The sequence below is a fragment of the Pannonibacter sp. SL95 genome, assembly GCF_026672425.1.
GTDB lineage: Bacteria > Pseudomonadota > Alphaproteobacteria > Rhizobiales > Stappiaceae > Pannonibacter.
In genome coordinates, this window is sequence record NZ_JAPPRC010000003.1 from 1,081,993 (window position 1) to 1,101,457 (window position 19,465).

At 64.3% G+C, this 19,465-nt stretch carries 17 protein-coding genes; 11 read left to right on the forward strand and 6 right to left on the reverse strand.

Annotation, left to right across the window (positions count from 1 at the left end):
* From OVA12_RS05725 to ettA, 8 genes are all read left to right on the forward strand, one after another.
* Positions 1-1,755: an ABC transporter ATP-binding protein/permease gene (locus OVA12_RS05725; RefSeq protein WP_268135332.1), complete on the forward strand. Its 1,755-nt coding sequence runs from the start codon at positions 1-3 to the stop codon at positions 1,753-1,755.
* Positions 1,752-2,435, forward strand: coding sequence for a hypothetical protein (locus OVA12_RS05730; RefSeq protein ID WP_268135334.1), 684 nt, complete (start codon positions 1,752-1,754; stop codon positions 2,433-2,435). Before OVA12_RS05725 ends, OVA12_RS05730 begins: the two co-directional genes overlap by 4 nt.
* Entirely contained in the window at positions 2,432-3,250 is an 819-nt protein-coding gene (locus tag OVA12_RS05735; protein ID WP_268135336.1) for a ChaN family lipoprotein, read from the forward strand. Before OVA12_RS05730 ends, OVA12_RS05735 begins: the two co-directional genes overlap by 4 nt.
* A 120-nt stretch (positions 3,251-3,370) precedes the next feature.
* Entirely contained in the window at positions 3,371-4,174 is an 804-nt protein-coding gene (locus OVA12_RS05740; protein WP_268135338.1) for a hydroxypyruvate isomerase family protein, read from the forward strand.
* Positions 4,175-4,253: 79 nt separating this feature from the next.
* Positions 4,254-5,576 (forward strand): NAD(P)/FAD-dependent oxidoreductase, encoded by a 1,323-nt coding sequence (locus tag OVA12_RS05745; protein ID WP_268135339.1) that lies wholly within the window; start codon positions 4,254-4,256, stop codon positions 5,574-5,576.
* 4 nt (positions 5,577-5,580) lie between these two features.
* On the forward strand, positions 5,581-6,912 hold the full coding sequence (locus OVA12_RS05750) for an NAD(P)/FAD-dependent oxidoreductase (protein ID WP_268135340.1): 1,332 nt from the start codon (positions 5,581-5,583) through the stop codon (positions 6,910-6,912).
* Entirely contained in the window at positions 6,909-7,175 is a 267-nt protein-coding gene (locus OVA12_RS05755; protein WP_442793815.1) for a GIY-YIG nuclease family protein, read from the forward strand. The genes OVA12_RS05750 and OVA12_RS05755 overlap by 4 nt, the downstream gene beginning before the upstream one ends.
* Before the next feature lie 803 nt (positions 7,176-7,978).
* A complete protein-coding gene (gene ettA / locus OVA12_RS05760) occupies positions 7,979-9,631 on the forward strand; it encodes an energy-dependent translational throttle protein EttA (protein ID WP_268135341.1) in 1,653 nt (550 codons plus the stop codon).
* 289 nt (positions 9,632-9,920) lie between these two features.
* Here ettA and OVA12_RS05765 read toward each other — a convergent pair whose 3' ends face one another.
* On the reverse strand, positions 9,921-12,182 hold the full coding sequence (locus OVA12_RS05765; RefSeq protein ID WP_268135342.1) for a mechanosensitive ion channel family protein: 2,262 nt from the start codon (positions 12,180-12,182) through the stop codon (positions 9,921-9,923).
* 358 nt (positions 12,183-12,540) lie between these two features.
* On the reverse strand, positions 12,541-13,626 hold the full coding sequence (locus OVA12_RS05770) for a DUF2336 domain-containing protein (RefSeq protein ID WP_268135343.1): 1,086 nt from the start codon (positions 13,624-13,626) through the stop codon (positions 12,541-12,543).
* Positions 13,627-14,039: 413 nt separating this feature from the next.
* Between OVA12_RS05770 and OVA12_RS05775 the strand changes: the two genes are divergently transcribed.
* Positions 14,040-14,957: a LysR substrate-binding domain-containing protein gene (locus OVA12_RS05775; RefSeq protein WP_268135344.1), complete on the forward strand. Its 918-nt coding sequence runs from the start codon at positions 14,040-14,042 to the stop codon at positions 14,955-14,957.
* Between the two features lie 12 nt (positions 14,958-14,969).
* Here OVA12_RS05775 and OVA12_RS05780 read toward each other — a convergent pair whose 3' ends face one another.
* Positions 14,970-15,602, reverse strand: coding sequence for a helix-turn-helix transcriptional regulator (locus OVA12_RS05780; RefSeq protein WP_268135345.1), 633 nt, complete (start codon positions 15,600-15,602; stop codon positions 14,970-14,972).
* Positions 15,603-15,915: 313 nt separating this feature from the next.
* On the opposite strand from OVA12_RS05780, the gene OVA12_RS05785 reads away from it, so the two are divergent.
* A complete protein-coding gene (locus OVA12_RS05785; RefSeq protein ID WP_106753115.1) occupies positions 15,916-16,254 on the forward strand; it encodes a DUF2293 domain-containing protein in 339 nt (112 codons plus the stop codon).
* A gap of 19 nt (positions 16,255-16,273) precedes the next feature.
* Here OVA12_RS05785 and OVA12_RS05790 read toward each other — a convergent pair whose 3' ends face one another.
* The 3 genes from OVA12_RS05790 to OVA12_RS05800 all read right to left on the reverse strand — a co-directional run bounded on the left by OVA12_RS05790 (position 16,274) and on the right by OVA12_RS05800 (position 17,736).
* On the reverse strand, positions 16,274-16,531 hold the full coding sequence (locus OVA12_RS05790; RefSeq protein WP_268135346.1) for a hypothetical protein: 258 nt from the start codon (positions 16,529-16,531) through the stop codon (positions 16,274-16,276).
* Between the two features lie 153 nt (positions 16,532-16,684).
* Positions 16,685-17,077, reverse strand: a complete 393-nt coding sequence (locus OVA12_RS05795) for a RidA family protein (RefSeq protein WP_268135347.1) — start codon at positions 17,075-17,077, stop codon at positions 16,685-16,687.
* 26 nt (positions 17,078-17,103) lie between these two features.
* Complete coding sequence (locus OVA12_RS05800) at positions 17,104-17,736, reverse strand: MOSC domain-containing protein (protein WP_268135348.1); 633 nt, start codon at positions 17,734-17,736, stop codon at positions 17,104-17,106.
* A gap of 130 nt (positions 17,737-17,866) precedes the next feature.
* Here OVA12_RS05800 and OVA12_RS05805 point away from each other — a divergent pair, with 130 nt between their 5' ends.
* Complete coding sequence (locus OVA12_RS05805) at positions 17,867-19,321, forward strand: hypothetical protein (protein ID WP_268135349.1); 1,455 nt, start codon at positions 17,867-17,869, stop codon at positions 19,319-19,321.
* Positions 19,322-19,465 lie beyond the last annotated feature (144 nt).

Here is a 19,465-nt window from a genome sequence, read left to right on the forward strand (position 1 = left end):
ATGCGCGCTGTTCTTGCCCGCATTTATCGCCTGACGCGGCTTGCCGCGTCAGGGCCCGGCGCGTCGATGGCGCTGGTTCTTTATGCCGTGGTGCTCGGGCTGCAGTTTGCCGCCGTCTGGGTGTCGGTGCAGATCATCAGCTGGTACAAGGCCTTCTATGACGCGCTGGAACGGCGGGATGCGGCAGAAGCCCTGCTTCAGGTCGGCCATTTTGCCGCGCTGACTGCGGCTGCCGCCGCGTGTTTCCTCGTTGGCGACTGGCTGCGCAAACGGCTGCAGATGCGCCTGCGCGCGCGGCTGACGTCTTGCATGCAGGATGCCTGGCTTGCCAACAAGGCCTACTGGCATCTGCGCCCCGGCTTTTCGGCGCAGCCAGTCGACAACCCGGACCAACGCATTGCCGAAGACTGCCGCAAGTTCATCGAGCGGCTGCTCATCGAAACGCTGGACGTGATCTCAAACGCGGTCGCCCTTGTCTCCTATGTGGCGGTGCTGTGGTCACTTTCAGCCGTGCCACTCAGCTTCCACCTGTTTGGTCTCGATGTGGAAATCCCGCGTTACATGGTCTGGGCCGCCTTCCTCTATGTGGCTGTGTCGAGCCTCCTGACCCATTTGCTGGGCCGGCCGGTCAAGGGGCTGGTGTTCCAGCAGGAGCGCTGCGAGGCGGACTTCCGCCATGCTCTGGTGCAGCTGCGGGAAGGCACGGACGAAATTGCACAGTCCTCCGGCGAGGAGGCGGAGCGCCGCCGCCTTGAGCGCAGGTTCGGCGAGATCCGCCGCAACTGGCACCGGCTTATCCGCGCCGAAGTCATCCTCGGCCTGTTCGTCCGGCCCTACATGCAGACGATCCTGCGCATTCCGACCTTTCTGGCCTTGCCCATCTATTTTGCCGGAAACCTGACCCTCGGCGGGCTGATGCAGCTGGCGCAGAGCTTCTCCACCACCGCAACGACCCTGAGCTGGTTCATCTTCTCCTACCGGGATCTGGCGGAATTCGTGGCGGTGTCGGAGCGTCTGGATGACCTTTTGGCGCTGACGCGCAATCCGCAGACGCCTGAGGGCGTGCCGCAGGCGATCACGCGGGGGCCAGCCCCCGGCGGCGGCATGAAGCTGCAAGGTGTCGCGCTCTCCACTCCGCAGGGCAGGCGGCTGGCTCCGGTTCCGGATATGGCGCTGCAGCCCGGTCAGAGCCTCTGGGTGGCCGGGCCGTCAGGGGCCGGCAAGAGCACGCTGCTTGCGGCGCTCTCCGGCCTCTGGCCCTTTGGCGAGGGCCGCATCAGCGTGCCCGAAGGGTCGCGCCTCGTGCTGCCGCAGACCCCGCGTGTCTTCCCCGAAGGTCTCGCTCATGCCGTGACCTATCCACGGGAGCCGGAGGACGTGGGCCGTGACGCCATCGAGGCGGCCCTCCGGGAGACCGGTCTGGGGCACAAGCTCGCCGCGCTCGATCTGCCTGGGCCAGAGGGTTATGCGGGCCTGTCGATGGGCGAACGCCAGCGTCTTGCCCTGGCGCGGGTCTTCATCCACCGGCCTGCCGTGCTCATCCTGGATGAAGCAACCAGCGCCCTTGATGCCCGCAGCGAGGTGGACCTGCTGGCCAGGGTCAGGGCCGAACTGCCCAACGCCACCATCATCTGCGCCGCCCATCGCCCGCCCGAGGGGCTCGCGCCCTACCAGATCCTCGCCCTTGACCCCGCAGCCGCCACTGACCGTGCAAGTCAGCCGCTGCCAGCCCCACGTGCCGGAGCCCTCGCATGACCGATCAAGTCAAACGCCACCGTCTCGACGTCCAGCCTGCCGCCGTCTTCCCGCTGCTTCCCGGCCTTGGCCGCATCATGGTCATTGTGCGGAGCGCCGGCAGCCTGCACGAGCGCATCGGCCCCCTCGACACGGCCGAGATCAGCGACCACAGCGTCACCCTGTCCGGCGCCTGCCACGCGGCCGTCATCGACCTGAATTCCCTCGACAGCCTGCACTACGACACCTCCTCGGTGATGAAGGACAAGGTGCTGCCGCGGCTTGACTTCATGACCGCCAGCGGCGAGCCGGGCGTCTCCGTCGTGGGGCTGGAGGGGGCCGAGCCGTTCGAGACGGCGCTGCGCCAGTTTGCCCGCATTCCGGCTGTTGCGCCCGAGCGGGCCGCCGCCGAGGCCACGCCGCCCGAGACCGGGGACGATCCCGCAGCTCCGGTGCTGGAGGCGCTGGTCGGCGGCGATCCGGTGACAATCCGTTTCGAGACCGCCAGCGTGCGCCAGCAGTGGCAGGGCAAGGTCGAGGCGGTGAAGCCGATGAGCGGCTTCTTCAACATCATGACGCCGGATTTCCACCTGCATCTGAAGGCCGGCACCGTCGCCGCCTGGCAGGACGCGGACAGCTGGCGCCATGCCCTTGACGCTGAGGGCAACCGCACCGGCCTCGCCATCGGGCCGCTCGCATGAGCGGGGCCGCCATGACCCCCGGCCAATGGATCCGGCCGTCCGACGGGGCCGTCCTCGCCCATCCCGAGGTGCTCGCCCATGCTGCCCGCGCCGATGTGGTGCTGCTGGGGGAGCAGCACGACAAGGCGGCGCAGCACCGCTGGCAGCTGCATGTCCTGGCCGGCCTCCTCGCCCATCGCGCCGACATCGCGGTCGGCTTCGAGATGTTCCCGGCACGGCTTGATCCGGTGCTGGCGCGCTGGGTGGCGGGTGAGCTGACCGAGGCCGATTTCCTCGATCAGGCGGAATGGGGCACGGTCTGGGGCTTCCCGGCCGAGATTTACCTGCCGCTGTTCCGCTTCTGCCGGCAATTCCGCCTGCCGATGCTGGGGCTCAACTGCCGCCGCGCGCTGGTGACAGAGGTCGGTATCGGTGGCTGGGACGCCATCACTGACGCCGACCGGGACGGGGTGACGCCCGCGCTGCCGGCCACCCCGGCCTATCGCCGTTTCCTGTTCGAGTTCACCGGCGGCGGCTCGCCGAACCGCAAGGTCACGAGCCCCGACGATCCGGCCTTTGACCGGTTCGTCCGCGCGCAGCAGGTCTGGGACCGCGCCTTCGCCTGCCGCATGGCTGAGGCCCGCGCGGCAAGGGGCGCGCCGCTGGTCGTCGGCATCATTGGCCGGGGTCATCTCGAATTCGGCCATGGCACGCCGGCGCAGCTGGCTGATCTCGGCGTCGCAACTGTCACGGTGCTCTTGCCGCACACCGCGCCGGAGAGACCGGCACCGGGAATTGCCGATGCGGTCTTCGTCATGGATCCGCTGGACATGTGAGGCCGCGCGCGACGACACACGGAGTGGTACCCGGAGTGGCACAAAAGGCCTGCCATCGCGGCGCATCTGGTCTAGGCTTGGGGCTCGACTGTTTGGGGTTCAAATGTCCGAGGCCTCGCAATGCTGCGGTTTTCTGCCAATCTCGGATTTCTCTTCACGGACCGGCCGCTGCCCGAGGCCGTCGTTGCTGCGGCGCGGGCCGGGTTCGATGCGGTGGAGCTGCACTGGCCACACGTGGGCCCCGGCGCCGTTCCGGCGGATGAGCTGAAATCCGCAGCTGCAGAGGCGGGCCTGCCGATCCTGGCGCTCAACACGGCAAGGGGCGACGTTGCGGCGGGTGACTTCGGCCTCTCGGCCCTGGCCGGACGCGAGCGCGAGGCGCGCGCGGCCATCGATGCGGCACTGGCCTACGCGTCAGCCTGCGGGGCAGGGGCCGTGCATCTGATGGCCGGCAAGGCCGATGGCCCTGAGGCGCACGCGGTGTTTCTCGCCAACCTGCGCTACGCGCTCACCTCGGCCCGGCCGCATGGCATCCGCATCCTGCTGGAGCCGATCAACACCTTCGACGTGCCCGGCTATTTCGTCTCGACGGTGGACCGAGCCCTGGCGCTGATCGAGGAGACGGGCGGGGAGGCCGAGCTCCTGCTCGACTGCTACCATGTCGCCCGCATGGGCGGAGATCCGGCCACCGCCATCGCCGAGGCCTTCCCGAAGATCGGCCACATCCAGATCGCCGGTGTGCCCGACCGCGGCGAACCCGACCAGGGCACGCTCGCCTATCCCCCGCTCCTCGACGGCCTCCAGCGCCTCGGCTACACCGGCCACATCGGCGCCGAATACCGCCCCCGCATGTCCGGGGCCGGGGGAACGGAGGCCGGCCTCGCCTGGCTTGCGGCGTTCCGGAAGGGGAGGGGCGCAGGATAGGTCTTGCCAACGCGGCGCAGTCCGGAAACACTGGCTGGACGAGTGAACGTGATCACATTTTCCGTTGTCAGAGACCCGAATGCTGAAATCCCTCGATCTTCTCACCGCCAATGACCGTCCGGGACAGCATGCAAACTCCTGGTACGCGGCGACGGCCGGGTGGAAGACCGGGTATCCGGCGCTGGCCGGCGAGGTGACGGCCGATGTTGTCATCGTCGGTGGCGGCTATACGGGGCTCAGCTCCGCGTTGCATCTGGCGGAGGCCGGGCTTTCGGTTGTCGTGCTGGAGGCGCATCGCATCGGCTGGGGCGCCTCGGGCCGCAATGGCGGGCAGGTGGGCTCCGGCCAGCGGCTCGACCAGATCACGCTGGAGGACATGGTCGGCAAGTCCGACGCCCGGCTGCTGTGGGATCTTGCCGAGGACTCCAAGGCCATTGTCCATGAGCTGATCGGCAAGCATCAGATCGACTGCGACTACCGGCCTGGCATCCTCTACGCCGACCACCGCCCGGACATCGCCCGCGAGCACGCGGACTACGCCGAGCATCTGGCGCAGCATTACGGTTATCACGACATCGAGGTGCTGAGCCGCGCGGCCATCCAGGCGCGCCTGGCCAGCCCGCTTTACCACGGCGGCGCGCTGGACAAGGGGGCAGGGCATGTGCATCCGCTGAACCTTGCCCTCGGCATCGGCCGGGCGGCCGAACGTGCCGGCGCACGGATCTTCGAAGCCTCGACCGTCACCGGTTACCGCAATGACGGCGGCAAGATTACGGTTACGACGGCCGGCGGACAGGTCAAGGCCAGCCACATGGTGCTGGCGTGCAATGGCTATCTCGGCAAGCTTGAGCCGAAGGTTTCGGCCCGCGTCATGCCGATCAACAATTTCATCATTGTTACCGAGCCGCTTGGCTCTGAGCGTGCCGAGGCCCTGATTCAGGGCGGTGTGGCGGTGGCCGACAGCAAGTTCGTCATCAACTACTTCCGCATGACCCATGACCACCGCCTGCTGTTTGGCGGCGGCGAGACCTATGGCTACCGGTTCCCGGCCGACATTCCCGAGTTCGTGCGCAAGCCGCTGAAATCCGTGTTCCCGCAGCTGGCCGATGTGCGCATCGACTATGGCTGGGGCGGCACGCTGGCGATCACGCCGAAGCGGATGCCCTATTTCAGCCGGCTCGCTCCCAATATCTTCAATGCTTCGGGCTATTCCGGCCATGGTGTCGCGATGGCCTGTCTCGCCGGGCGCCTGATCGGAGAGGCTGTTGCGGGCAATACGGCACGTTTCGAGGTGTTCGAGCGCATCCGCATCCCGTCCTTCCCCGGCGGGGCCAGCATGCGCTTCCCGCTGCTTGTTCTGGCGATGACCTGGTTCTCGCTGCGCGACCGGCTCGGGATCTGACCCCATGATCGACGAGCCCGGCCTTCCGATCGGCAGCTACTGGGAGGAAAGCGTCGGGCCCCTCGTGCCGGATCCGGAGCTAGAGACGCCGAAGGGCGAGGCGCTGGCGGTTGATGTTGCTATTGTTGGCGCGGGCTACACCGGCCTCAACGCGGCGCTTCGGGCGGCGGAGCTTGGCGCCTCCGTTGCCGTGCTTGATCGGCATCAGGTTGGCTATGGGGCATCGGGGCGCAATGGCGGCTTCTGCTGCATCGGCGGGTCGAAGCGGTCGCCGGAAGACCTGGTTGCCACCTACGGCGAGCATGAGGCGCAGCGCTTTGTGGCGCTGCAGCTGGATGCCATTGCCCATGTGGGCCGGCTCCTCGACAAGCACGTCATTTCCGCTGATCAGACAGGAAGCGGCGAGCTGGTTCTGGCGCACAAGCCGTCGGCGCTGAAGGCGCTTCGTTCGGAGAGCGCCTTCGTCAACGCCCGCTTTGGCCTTGGCAGCCAGATGCTGACGCCCTCCGACCTTGCGGCACGGGGCCTGTCGGCGTCCGGTGTCCATGGCGGCATGTTTACGCCGCACGGGTTCGGTCTCAATCCGCTGAAATATGTCCGCGGGCTGGCGCGGGCCTTGCGCGAGGCGGATCAGTCGATCTTCGGCAATTCGCCGGTGCTTGATATCGTGCCGGAGGCAGGCCGCTGGCGGGTCGAGACGCCGAAGGGCCGGCTGCTGGCGCGCCGGGTCATTCTGGCCGGTAACGGTTATCTGGATGAGGATCTCCTGCCCTGGCTGGAGGGCCGGCTGCTGCCGGTCATGTCCAATGTCATGGTCACCCGCGTGCTGACGCAGGAGGAGCGGTTGTCGCAGGGCTGGACCAGCCCGGTGATGAGTTCGGACAGCCGCACGCTTTTGCATTACTTCCGCCTCTTGCCTGACGGCCGGATGCTCTTCGGCATGCGTGGCGGCATCTTCGGCTCCGTGCGGGAGACGAACCGGCTGCGGCGCCTCATCCGGTCGGATTTTGATGCCCTGTTCCCGGCACTCGCCCATGTGGAGACGACGCATTACTGGTCGGGCCGGGTCTGCCTGGCGCTGGATCTCAACCCTTATGTTGGCGGCGTTCCCGGCTACCCCGGAGTGTTTGCGGCCCTTGCCTATCACGGCAATGGCGTGGCAATGGGCTCGAAGGCCGGCGCGCTTGCGGCCGAACTGGCGCTGGACGAAACCCCGCCCTGGCAGGTGCCAGAGGTCCTGCGCGGCCCCTTGCGCTCCTTCCCCCTCGCCCCCCTGCGCCGCCACTACCTCCAGGCCGCCTACTGGTGGTACGGGCTGAAGGACTGGCTGGGGTGAGCGTGAGGGCCTACTGGGGCTACATGCTCGCCGGGCACAAAAACGGGACCCTTTACACGGGCGTGACCAACGACCTGGCCAGACGGCTTTACGAGCATCAGACCGGGCAAGGGTCTCGTTTTACTGCCCGCTATTCGGTCCGGCGGCTGGTCTGGTATGAACAGCACGCGACCGCCGAGCTCGCCATTGCCCGCGAAAAAGCAATCAAGACATGGCCCCGTGCATGGAAAGTCAGTCTGATCGAAGCGGAAAACCCCGAATAGTTTGACCTTGGGCGCATGCTGAATTCGTGAGACTGGTCCGGTTGGAAGCACCCGCCATTACCAACGATCTCCTTCGTCATGCCATGGCTCGACCATGGCATCCATGCCGTGACCTCTCCTTGAGCAAGGCATCTCTGCGAGGCTGCGTGGTTATCCTCCGACAGGTTCTCCGTGCCGACAGGGATCGGCATGGATGCCATGATCAAGTCATGGCATGACGAAATCGAGAGGCAGTGCACTCGCAACCGGACTTCTAAGCCTTTGGCGGCTTGAAACATGACGACCACCACACCCCCATCCTTCGTCATGCCATGGCTCGACCATGGCATCCATGCCGTGTCCTCTCCTTGAGCAAGGCATCTCTGCGGGCTGCGTGGTTATCCTCCGACAGGTTCTCCGTGCCGACAGGGATCGGCATGGATGCCATGATCAAGTCATGGCATGACGAAATCGAGAGTTGGTGCGCTCAAGACCGTTCGTCTCTGCTGCTGGCGGCTTGAAATCAGGCTACTGCCCTAACCCCATCCTCCGTCATGCCATGGCTCGACCATGGCATCCATGCCGTGACCTCTCCTTGAGCAAGGCATCTCTGCGAGGCTGCGTGGTTATCCTCCGACAGGTTCTCCGTGCCGACAGGGATCGGCATGGATGCCATGATCAAGTCATGGCATGACGAAGGAGAGAACGGTGCGTGTGGCGATGCGGGCTGGTCGCCTCGCCCATTGCCCGGCGCGACAATCTCCCGTAAAAGTGCGCTCCAAAGATCCCCGGATTCCCCTTCAAGCACGGAGACGCGAGGCCCCATGGCGCGCCAGTTCATCTACCACATGCATGGCCTTTCCAAGTCCTACACGGGCGGCAAGAAGGTTCTCGACAACATCCACCTGTCCTTCTACCCGGACGCGAAGATCGGTATCCTCGGTCCGAACGGTGCGGGTAAGTCGACCCTGCTCAAGATCATGGCGGGCATCGACAAGGAGTACACCGGTGAGGCCTGGGCTGCCGAAGGCGCCAAGGTCGGCTACCTGCCGCAGGAACCGCAGCTCGACAACTCCAAGACGGTTCGCGAAAACGTCATGGAAGGCGTCGCGCACAAGCAGGCGATCATCGACCGTTACAACGAGCTGATGATGAACTACTCGGACGAGACGGCCGAGGAAGGCGCCAAGCTGCAGGACATCATCGATGCCGAGGATCTGTGGAACCTCGAGAGCAAGGTCGAGATGGCGATGGAAGCCCTGCGCTGCCCGCCGTCGGACAGCCCGGTCGACAACCTCTCCGGTGGTGAGCGCCGCCGCGTTGCACTCTGCAAGCTGCTCCTGTCCGAGCCGGACCTGCTGCTGCTCGACGAGCCGACCAACCATCTGGACGCTGAAACGGTCCATTGGCTGGAGCGTCACCTGCGCGAGTTCAAGGGCTCGGTGCTGATCATCACCCACGACCGCTACTTCCTCGACAACGTCACCGGCTGGATTCTCGAGCTGGACCGCGGTCAGGGCATCCCCTACGAGGGCAACTACTCGGTCTATCTGGAGAAGAAGACCAAGCGCATGGTCCAGGAAGGCCGCGAGGACATGGCGCGCAGCCGCGCCATCGCCCGCGAGCGCGAGTGGATGGGCATGTCGCCGAAGGGTCGCCAGACCAAGTCCAAGGCCCGTATCAAGGCCTACGAGGACCTGCTGGCCGCTCAGGAGGAGCGCATCCCGACGATCGAGCAGATCATGATCCCGGTGGGCGAGCGTCTCGGCGCCAACGTCATCGAGGTCAAGAATGTCTCGAAGGGTTTTGGCGACCGCCTGCTGATCGACAACCTGTCGTTCAAGCTGCCGCGCGGCGGCATCGTTGGCGTCATCGGTCCGAACGGTGCCGGCAAGTCGACCCTGTTCCGCATGCTGACCGGCCAGGACAAGCCGGATTCAGGCGAGATCATCGTTGGCGACAGCGTGCGCCTTGGCTATGTCGACCAGTCGCGTGATGCACTGAACCCGACCAACAACGTCTGGGAGGAAATTTCCGGCGGCGCCGAGGTGATCTATCTCGACGACAAGGAAATCAACTCGCGCGCCTACTGCTCGTCCTTCAACTTCAAGGGCCCGGCACAGCAGGCGAAGGTCGGCGATCTCTCCGGTGGTCAGCGCAACCGCGTGCATCTTGCCAAGGTGCTGAAGCAGGGCGCAAACGTCCTCCTGCTTGACGAACCGACCAACGATCTCGACACCGAAACGCTGGCCGCGCTCGAAGACGCGCTGGAAAACTACGCCGGCTGCGCCGTGGTCATCTCGCACGACCGCATGTTCCTCGACCGTCTGGCCACCCACATGCTCGCCTTCGAGGGCGACAGCCATGTGGAATGGTTTGAGGGCAACTTCGAGGACTACGAGAAGGACAAGGTCCGCCGCCTCGGCGCCCATGCCGCTGACCCGCGCCGCATCAAGTACAAGCCGCTGACCCGCTGAGGACTGCCTCGGTAAGGCTTGACGGCAGAAGACAAATCCCCGGGGGCTTCCCCCGGGGATTTTTTTGACTGCCTGCATACTCCCAATCGTCATCCCGGACGCAGCGAAGCGAAGATCCGGGATCGGAGAGCTTAGGTCTCTCCGTAGGTAACTCATTGAAATATTGAGGCCTCAGTTCTCCGGTCCCGGCTCGGCGCTGCGCTTGGCCGGGATGACGGAGTTGAGGGTATGGTTTGCCTGCAAGATGGATCGTAAGGCAGGCTCCAGGTTTTGTCTTCAATGCGCCGGATCACTGCGCCGGCTGGGCTGCCGGTGCGCCATCCGGCTCGGTCCCGATGTCTACGCTGCCGGCAACAGCTGCGCCGGCAGCGGCGATCTGCGCCGGCGTCGGGTTATGGATCACGTATCCATCTTCGGTGGCCACACGCACGGTCACCTCGCGGTGGGCGAAGTGGATGCCGTTCTTCTCGAACAGCTCCTGCAGGCCCGCATAGATCACCTTGCGCAGCTCGAACTGCTTGCCGGGCTTCGACATGAACTTCACGCGGGCGATCATCGCGCTGTCTTCCATCGACAGGATGCCCTGCGACTTCAGCGGATCGAGGAACATCGGCCCATAATAGGGGTCGTTCATCAGCTCCTGGCCGAACTTCTTGATGATCTTGCGCATCTTCTCGGTATCTGTGTCATAGGTGACGCGGAAGGCGAGCTTCATGATGGCCCAGTCGCGCGAGTAGTTCTGCACGTGCTTGATCTCGCCGAAGGGCACCGTGGTGAGCGCCCCGCGGTGGTGGCGCAGCTGCATGGAGCGGATCGAGATCTTCTCCACCGTGCCCTTGGCACCGCCGATGTCGATGTACTCGCCTTTGCGGAAGGCATCGTCGATCAGATAGAAGGCACCGGAAAAGATGTCCCGGATCAGGGTCTGTGCGCCAAAGCCGATGGCCAGACCAACGACACCGGCACCGGCAAAGAGCGGGGCGATGTCGATGCCCATCTGCGACAGGATCAGCATGCCGGAGATGACGACGATCGTGATCAGCAGGAAGTTGCGGAAGATCGGCAGCAGCGTCGACAGGCGCGAGTCGCCCTGGCCGCCCATGTCGATCTCGTGCGCCTCATGGCTGTCGCCCGCCGGCTTCTGCCGCCGCATGGCCTGGGCCACCGCGATTTCCACGGCCTGATAGGCCATGTATCCGAGGAAGCCGACGATCGCGATCTCGACCAGATTGCTGAGAATGGAGTTGTCGTCCTGCAGCGAGATACCCCAGGCTTGCAGCAGCAGCCAGGAGGCAAAGACCAGCGTCAGGATGCCGGCGCCGTGGTCGAGGAGCTCACGGTAGGGCGCACGTGCCGCTTCGTTTTCCAGCGCTTCCGCGTGGGCCTGTGCCGCATTTGCCGCTTGGTTCGCCGGCTCGCCAGCCGTTTCTTCGCTGCGTTCGATGTCACTGACGAGGGCGGCCTGGGCGCGCCTTGTGTCGAGACGCGGCAGCAGACGGTCGATGATCAGCAGCAGGATGGCATAGAGCAGCATGGCCGCAATGAGCGACTGGATCGGGGCGGCGACCAGTCCGACGGCAAACGGCTGTTCCAGCAGGATACGCAGGGCCGACGCGCCGAAGGCAACAACGAAATACAGGATCGCCAAAACGTGCCAGATCCGGGCTACGAACTGCAACGGTCCGCCTGATGTGTCAGGCGATGACCCCAGGATCGCGCCCGCCACATCCTTGCGCCAATGGAAGGCGATTGCGGAAAGGGCCAGCATCGAGAAAGCGCCGGCTCCGATCAGTGCAAGCTTGTGCGCATTCGCAGCCAGTCCAAGCTTCGACATCCAAAGGCAGATCGACAGCAGCACGATGGACACGCCGACCCCGGCACGGATGGCGTGATAGAGCCCGTCAGCAGCCCTGTCGCTGAGCGCCAGCATGCGATACTGAGACGAGTAGGGGACAATGATGTTGAAGAAAATCAGCCGGGCCAAGAGCCAGCTGGCATAGGCAGACACGCCGGTCATGACCGTGATCCGCCCGGCCTCCGTGTCCTCATGCAGAAGGACGGCGACGCTCCAGGCAACGATACAAAATACCAGCGTGCCGAGCGCCATCACGATACCACGTCCAAGCAGATAAGCGATCTTCTCGGTTCGTGTCTCGGGCGCCTGCGTGAAACGGGCTGCGTAGAGCGGGCGCGCCCAGCGGCGGAAAAGCAAACTGGCGCCGTTACCTGCCAGAACCGCAATCACGATCACGACCAGCGCGCCCCAAAGCCAGCGCAGCGAGCCATCGGCTGACTTGGACTGCAGCGTGGCAATCATGCTCTCGGGCAGGCTCGGCAGTTCTGCAAGGATCCGCTGCAGCGCGCCGCGCAGCTGGAACGTCTCGGTCATGGTCTGGCCCATGTCCTTCGACATCTGGTCATAGGCCGAGATGTCGTAGGCAACAGGAGCAGACGAGGACGAGGGGGCGGCTGCCGCTGCGGTCTGCTGCGAACTGTCCTGGGCAGAGGCCATGCCCCCGGCCAGCGTCAGCAGCGCCAGACTGAGCGCCATACTTGCCGCTACTGCCAAGAGCTTTACATGGGAGACCCGGCCGATCAGACGTTGCATCAGAGCAAGTAACGGGAAACCCATGTTCATCGTGCGCGCCTCTTGAAAACGATGGCGCATAAAAGCCGAAATCCTTGACTGTGACAAGTTCTGCTGCATGGATAATCATGGTCGGAAAATTTTCTATTTTTCGATGTGGATGCCACATTCCAGGCAGATTATTGCGTATTTTGTCTGGATGCGATTCTGTATAATTCTGACATCAGTTAGATCTTACATCGGCTGTGCCGACTTGGAATAAAGAAAGTCCCCGGCGGCTGGCGACGGAGGCTTGGAAATACTTGAGCTCTGGCGATCCCTGTCAGTGGCTGACCATGTCGTCCCAGTGGGCGAGCTTCTGCCGGGCCTCATCCGGACGCATCGTGTCATAGTGGGCGAGCGCCAGGGCGCGTGCCTGAACGGAGAGCCTGTGCCGCCAGGGGCCGACCTTGAGCAATGTTGCGACCGTGAGCGGTGTGAAGCCTGCGGCCTTGGCAACCGTCAGGAAGGGCTCGACATCAAGACGGACCATCCAGTGGCTGGCCTCATACAAGCCGATCCGGGTCAGGCAGGCGAAGGCAACGACGGCTTCTGCAAAGCGGTCGTCGGCCGCAAACCAGCGTAAGGTCGCTTCGGTGAGCCGGCCCTCGCGGGCAATCGTCATCACGCGGCCCCGCGCGGTCTCGAAGTCGTAGCGGCTCAGCCAGTAGTCGTTGGACATGCGCTGCGCCGCGATTGTCGCGGCCTGTGGCAGCTGATCGGTTTCTTCCGCCGCAGCGGTTCCTGTCAGCTTCAGCCGGACCGCTTCGGTCGCAATCGAGATCAGGTGCTGGATCTGGTCTTCCGCAAGGTCCGAACGGTCGCTCAGGGCAAGCTGCAACGTCTGGTCCAGGCTGGCCGCCTCCATCAGCGTTGCCATGCCATCGACCGAGAACACAGCGCCGTGGTTGGCTGCGACCCGGCGTTTGACCCGGATGTCGCCCCTGTTGACGAGGACGTCAGTGACCTGTTCGGAAAGGACATCGCGCTGGGCGATGGCGAGCCGATGGGCATTGCTCTGGACATCGGCAATGTCGACGAGGTCGCAGTCGCGCAGGACCGGTGAACGGCTCAGAAGATGGTCGGCAATGTCGATCTGGTCACCGGCAAGCTGCCGGATGGTGCGCTCAGGGCCACGGCGCAACTCGGACAGGCGTTCAGCGACGAAGCGCCGGACTTCCGTTTCAACCATGTCGACAAGGCGCAGGAGAACTGAATCGTAAATGTCGACCTGCTCGTCGGTGCATTTTTCCGAAGTCAGTGAGAACAGCACCGCCACATGCCTGGCCAGCTCGGCCCGTCTGTCAGCACTTGTTTCACCTGAAAGATCTTGAAAGTTTACCAGTTCAGTCTTGTAAGCTTCGGTCATTCGAATTCACCCGTCCTTTGGACATGAGACCCTTTTAGAGGCGAGTTTTAAAGATAAGAAAAATGCAGATGATGAGAAATTATACTTTTTTTATTTTGATTTAACTCAAGTTGTAATCAGTTTTAACCGAATTATTGTGAGGGCTCGACAGATTTCTGGCGGAAATGCGCCAGTTTTTGAATTTGGCCTGTACTGGGCAGTACAATGTGGCGGCGACCTTGGACGGCTTTGCAGCCGGAACCTGTAAAAAAGGACGGGGCGATCGTGAGATCACCCCGTTAGTCTGGCATCAATTCGCAAACTTGGTTACCTGCGGAACCCGCCGGACAACCAAGCTGAATGTGTTGTAGACCGAAAGGCGCAATCAGCTCCAATCGGATTGCATTCAGCTTCCGATCAGTTATTCTTATCAAATGATTTCGCTACGCCAGCTCCGTTACCTCGACGCCCTTGCCACGCATGCGCATTTCCGGCGCGCGGCGGAGGCCGTGTCCGTGTCGCAGCCGGCCCTGTCGATGCAGATCAAGGAGCTGGAAGGGGAACTCGGCCTGGTTCTGGTCGAGCGGCGCAGCGGCTCGGTCCGTCTGACCCCGGAAGGGGAGGAGGTTGTCCGGCGCGCAAGGCGGATCCTCTCGGATGTCAGGGATCTTTCGGACTATGCCCGCCACCGCGGCAAGCCGCTCAGCGGTCCGCTGCGGCTTGGCATCATTCCCTCCATCGCGCCTTATCTTTTGCCCCGTATCCTGCCGGTGCTGCAGGACCGGCATCCGGATCTGCGCCTGACCCTAAGGGAAACGCTCACGGCTCAGCTGCTGCAGGAGCTCGATGATGGTGATCTTGATGCGGTGATCATCGCGCTTCCCGTCGAGCGGCCGGATCTTGTGTCCCTGCCGCTGTTCCTGGACAGGTTCCTGCTTGCGGTTCACAATCGCCCGGACCTCGACGAACGGCGCCGCGTCAATGTGGAGGAGATCCGGCATTACGATCTGCTGCTGCTCGAGGAAGGCCATTGCTTGCGCGATCAGACGCTGAGCTATTGTCAGGCTGTGGTGGGCGGCCGGCGCTCGGCCTTCGGGGCAACCAGTCTGGCGACGGTCATGCAGATGGTCGCCGCAGGCTACGGCGTGACGCTCCTGCCCGAGATCTGCACTGACGTCGAGGTGCGTGATGACCGGGTAGCCCTGTTGCGTTTCGCCGATCCGCAGCCCAAGCGAATGGTCGGGCTCGTCTGGCGGCGCTCCTCGCCCCGGCGTCAGGACTTCGAGACGCTGAGGCAGACCCTTGCCAGCCCGTTGGCCGAGCTTGGTGTTGATGTCCCTGACATTTCCTAGATCGGCTTTTGCTCACGCGGCTGCGGGGGTGACACGGTAGACGCAGCGCCGTCCTCCTGACAGCAGGTGTTCCGTGCGCTCGATCCTCGCGTCAGTGCCCAGCACCCGTCCGAACAGAGCCAGTTCCGACCGGCAAAACCCCTGGCAGGTTGTTGCCGCCGCGCAGATCGAGCAATGGTTCTCGATGAAGAGCCAGCTGCCCTCGCTCTCGGCCTCGACCTCGGCCATGTAACCTTCGCGGCTGCGCAACTCGGCCAGGCGCTGCAGGCGGCTTGGCAGGTCCGGGGCGTCGTTCAGGGCGGCCCGGTACTGCGCTTCGCTTTCCTGTTCCCGCAGGCCGATCAGCCGGTCCAGCGCCTCTTCGCCATAGAGCTGGCGCAAGCCGCCCAGCAATCCTGCGACCAGGGTCGAATGATTATCGGGAAAACGGGCATGTCCCGCCGCCGTCAGCGCCCAGACCCGGCGCGGCCGGCCGACGGATCCCTTCTGATCCTCGAAATCGACCAGCTGCTCGCTGGCCAGGCCATCGAGATGCTGGCGGACAGCCACGGGCGTTACGGCCAGCGCTGTCGCCAGCTCGGCGGCCGTCTGTGGGCCTGACCCCTTCAGGGCATTCAGCAATCGGGTGCGGGTACGATCTGACATGCCGGATATGTAGCACGACACCCGAGATATAAAAAGTTTTCTCTTTTCATATTCGAGGGCTCAAAATAAGAAAGTAATCTCTTTCTTTATCGAGGTATGTCATGACCATCCTGTCCCGGCTGCTGCTGTCCCTGTCGCCCTTTGCCTTGCGCACGCAGTGGCCCTTTGCGGCCAGGCGCCGGACGCGGCTACCCGATGCCCTGCAGCGCGATGTACTGGGTGATGAGTGGCCTGATAACCGGGGCAGGGGAGGGCGCGCCAAAGAGCCTTGTGCTATCCTCAAGGCACAATACGGGCAGGGGCAGAGACAGCAGTGGCGCCAGGTACGAAGCGGCAGCAGGACTTGCGCAAGACCCTGAGGGCGATGGCGCCCCGCATTCCGATGCTGGATGCCGGAGCGGTGCTTGAGGCGGCGCAGGCGGGACACCTGCGGCATCTGCCGGTTTCGATTGCGGTCTGGCAGGGCCTGGCCAGTCACGTGCGCCACACCCACACCGATTACGACCTGTTGCTGGATGATGGCTATGACCGCGATGCGGCACGCTTTTTCGTGGCCCCGGCCATGAACGAGGTGTTCGAGGACTGGGGCTGCGCGCGCCGCATCGGCGAGGACGATGGCGAAGACCAGTCAGTTGGCCTGACGGGCGATTGAGCCGCCTGCCGGCAGAGCCTCAGCGCACGGTCTCCAGGATCCACAGGAACGCCATCGCGACCATGCAGAGAGCGGGAATGATCACGGCCGGATAGCCAAAGGTGACGATGGCCACGAGCCAGATCGTGACGACGTTGAAGGCGAACCACAGGCGATCATTGTCGGTGCCATGAATGGCCTCGCGCAGGAACAGGTTGAACACCGGCACGAGCATCAGGATGCGCAGCAGCAGGATCGGCGGGGTCTTGCGGCTGGAAGCAGTGGCAAGGGCGGACATGGAAGGCCTCGGGGGTCAGAGCAAACACAGGCGCAGCAGGGAAACTGCTTACGCGCTTCTGCGTAAATGACGGCTGACGGCCGGGAGGTCACTGCGGCGCGATGCCCTGCGGCAGGGCGCCACAGGGCGGAAAGCGTCTTGCGGCTGGTGCGTTCAGGGCCTGCGCGCGATCAGGTCGATCTCGACCAGCGCGTTCACGGCCAGCCCCGTGACGCCGATGCAGGTCCGGGCCGGCAGCTGGCCAGGAGCAAAGAAACTGCGGTAGGTCTCGTTCATCGCCGCGTAGTCGCGCTCGAACTCGGTCAGATAGACGCGCGCCATCGTGACGTGCTCAAGGCCGAGACCGATTCCGGCCAGAACCAGTTTGAGGTTCTCCATCACCCGCGCTGTCTGTGCGGCCACGCCTTCCGGCAATGGGGCGTCCGGCGCATTGGGGTCGGTCGGCATCTGGCCCGTGACAAACACCCAGCCATCGGCCTCGACCGCATCGGAGAACGGGGCGACCGGACGCGGACCGCCCGGGATCATGTGGTGGATCGGAAGCATCTCGGTCCTTTCGCAGCTGTCCTGGCTTACGCCTTCGGATACAGCCAGTGTTCGGGGATGTGGGCCGTAACAAGCTCGCCCGGACGGATGATGCCCGGCTTCTCGACAAAGGCAACCAGCCCGCGCCGGTTGCGTGCCTTTTGCGGGAACAGGAGATCCAGGCCCTCCCGGTCCGGGTAGTGCTCGGCGATGCCCTTGCCGGCAATCCGGCACGGCACATTGTCGCCGTCCACGCGCAGCACTGCGCCACTCTCGAACACCAGCCGCGTGCGCGGCGGCACCAGCGAGAAATGCGGGATGCCGGAGACGAGGATGTTGCCGCCGATCCAGGCAACGTCAACGCGCGGCAGCTCCATGCGGCTGGCGATGATTTCCAGCTCTTCGACCGAAAGCAGCGAGATCTGGCGCTCGTTCGCCATCTCCGTGTCGCGCGGATACCACGGCTCGCGACCGCCCGAGCGGCGGGTAAACCCGGCGTGACGGCCACCCGCGATGCCCTCGAACGCCAGCGGCAGTGTCTCCACATCCTGGGTCAGGAAATCGGTTGGCGTGATCGTTGCCAGCACGCGCTCGACCGTCCCCTTGATCCGGCGTCCAGGTGTACGAACGAGCCCTTCCGGGAATCCGTGTTCACGCTCGGTTTTTGCGTCATCTGCCATCCGGCTGCTCTCCTGTCTGTTCGCCAAGCTATAGCGCGGGTGTGGGGGAGCGGCCAGAGCAGCCCTCTCATCACATCCGGTCAGCGCCGGCGTCCAACAGGCAGTGCCACCGCATCAGGAGACCGCCACCATGGCCGCGCCGCTTGCCAGCATCACCTTGTCGCTCGTTGATCTTCGCCCCGTCACCGACCGCAAGTCCGCCCTGTACGTGCTCCTGACCGCCGAGGATGTCACCGGCCTTGGCAACATCGCCGCGAACACGGTGACAGCCCTGACCGACATTCCCGGGGCAGAAATCAGCTTCACCACCATCACCAGCGGCCGGCTTTATGTCGGGCTGGAACCCTTTCCCAATCCGCCGGTGCCCTATGGCTCGTCTTGCTATGGCTGGATCGAGCTGACCCGCACGCCGGACGACGAAGGCGTCTGGCTCAACCTGTCCAACGTCGACCTGCTTGCGCTGCCCCTGAGTGTCGTCGGCACGCTGACGGGCGGGGCGCCCTTTTCCCTCGGCTTCAAGACGCCCGTCTCGACGCTGATGACGCAAGTCCAGACCTCCGCGCTGGTGCCTGGCCCTGCCGGACTGACGGCCGTTCTGAAGGCCTGGACAGGGCAGACCATGATCGCCGGTCCGACCATCGCGCCGCAGGCCTACCGCCCCTTCGATCCCTATGTCGATGCCCTGACCAATGCGAGCGCGCCGCTTATGCTGACATCCGACACCCCGGCTGGTGGTGCGGCGCTCACCATGTCCGGGTCGTTCCTTGCCCCCGGCAACGCCTTCGACCCGGTGGTCAGCCTCACCAGTGCGGCGGGCGACACGTTGCAGATCACGGCTGCGAACCTCACCAGCGCCATCATCTACCGCTGCGACGGCGGCACGCTCACCTTCAACGGCCAGATCTATCCACAGAACCGGACAGCCGCGAATGATCCGTTCGGCGATCCGGCGCAGCAGGTCATCACCAACTCGCTGTTCCGCAATCTGATGATCGGCCTCAACGAGGGCTATTTCACCACGGCAGGGCCCAACGACAGCACCCAGTTCGCAGGGCAGGTGCCCTTTGCGACCGGCTACGGCAATCCTTATGCAAACGTCATCCATGCGGGCAGCAACTCCTATGGCTACCCCTATGCCGACGATAACCTGAAGGTCCTCGTGACCGCGGATCCGTCAGAGCCGATCGTCGTCTCCGTCCTGTCCCAGTCGATGGCCGAGGGCTATTCCGCTGACCCGGCTGGCAGCGCCGCCAACCAGCCCGCGACGGGCACCTATCAATTCGGCATCGGTGCCGGCAGTGGTGCGCTCGGGCCGATCCGCATCGGCAACTGGGTCTATCCTGCCAATGCCTCCGGTGCCTTCGGCGGCTTCCTGCCTGCCCTGCCGGACTGGACGAAGATGGTCTTTGCTGGCCTCGGGCCCGACCATTTCATCTGGGTCCGCGACGGTCAGGTCGATGCCGGGACCAGTCTCACAGCCCTTGGCGCCTGGGATCCGACCGGCACGGTCTATGCCTGGCCGGCCGATCTTGCCTGGGTCTCCGGCGCAACGCCGCCGGCTTATCCCGGCCCCGTGCCCCTCTGAGGCAGGGTGAGCCCAGCCTGATCCGCCGGATGAGGTGGCAGCTAAAAACCGAGTCTTAAGAATCACTTCGCGCCATCCGGTGATGCGGCCCCTCGGGGCCCTCGCCGGATGAGCTGCTTCATGCAGAGAATCATCGCTCTGTGC

Bases quoted from the DNA above. Each gene is read 5' to 3' on its own strand.
- OVA12_RS05725 (WP_268135332.1), top strand. From the start codon at position 1: ATGCGCGCTGTTCTTGCCCGCATTTATCGCCTGACGCGGCTTGCCGCG.
- OVA12_RS05730 (WP_268135334.1), top strand. From the start codon at position 1,752: ATGACCGATCAAGTCAAACGCCACCGTCTCGACGTCCAGCCTGCCGCC.
- OVA12_RS05735 (WP_268135336.1), top strand. From the start codon at position 2,432: ATGAGCGGGGCCGCCATGACCCCCGGCCAATGGATCCGGCCGTCCGAC.
- OVA12_RS05740 (WP_268135338.1), top strand. From the start codon at position 3,371: ATGCTGCGGTTTTCTGCCAATCTCGGATTTCTCTTCACGGACCGGCCG.
- OVA12_RS05745 (WP_268135339.1), top strand. From the start codon at position 4,254: ATGCTGAAATCCCTCGATCTTCTCACCGCCAATGACCGTCCGGGACAG.
- OVA12_RS05750 (WP_268135340.1), top strand. From the start codon at position 5,581: ATGATCGACGAGCCCGGCCTTCCGATCGGCAGCTACTGGGAGGAAAGC.
- ettA (WP_268135341.1), top strand. From the start codon at position 7,979: ATGGCGCGCCAGTTCATCTACCACATGCATGGCCTTTCCAAGTCCTAC.
- OVA12_RS05765 (WP_268135342.1), bottom strand. From the start codon at position 12,182: ATGGCGCTCAGTCTGGCGCTGCTGACGCTGGCCGGGGGCATGGCCTCT.
- OVA12_RS05770 (WP_268135343.1), bottom strand. From the start codon at position 13,626: ATGACCGAAGCTTACAAGACTGAACTGGTAAACTTTCAAGATCTTTCA.
- OVA12_RS05775 (WP_268135344.1), top strand. From the start codon at position 14,040: ATGATTTCGCTACGCCAGCTCCGTTACCTCGACGCCCTTGCCACGCAT.
- OVA12_RS05780 (WP_268135345.1), bottom strand. From the start codon at position 15,602: ATGTCAGATCGTACCCGCACCCGATTGCTGAATGCCCTGAAGGGGTCA.
- OVA12_RS05790 (WP_268135346.1), bottom strand. From the start codon at position 16,531: ATGTCCGCCCTTGCCACTGCTTCCAGCCGCAAGACCCCGCCGATCCTG.
- OVA12_RS05795 (WP_268135347.1), bottom strand. From the start codon at position 17,077: ATGCTTCCGATCCACCACATGATCCCGGGCGGTCCGCGTCCGGTCGCC.
- OVA12_RS05800 (WP_268135348.1), bottom strand. From the start codon at position 17,736: ATGGCAGATGACGCAAAAACCGAGCGTGAACACGGATTCCCGGAAGGG.
- OVA12_RS05805 (WP_268135349.1), top strand. From the start codon at position 17,867: ATGGCCGCGCCGCTTGCCAGCATCACCTTGTCGCTCGTTGATCTTCGC.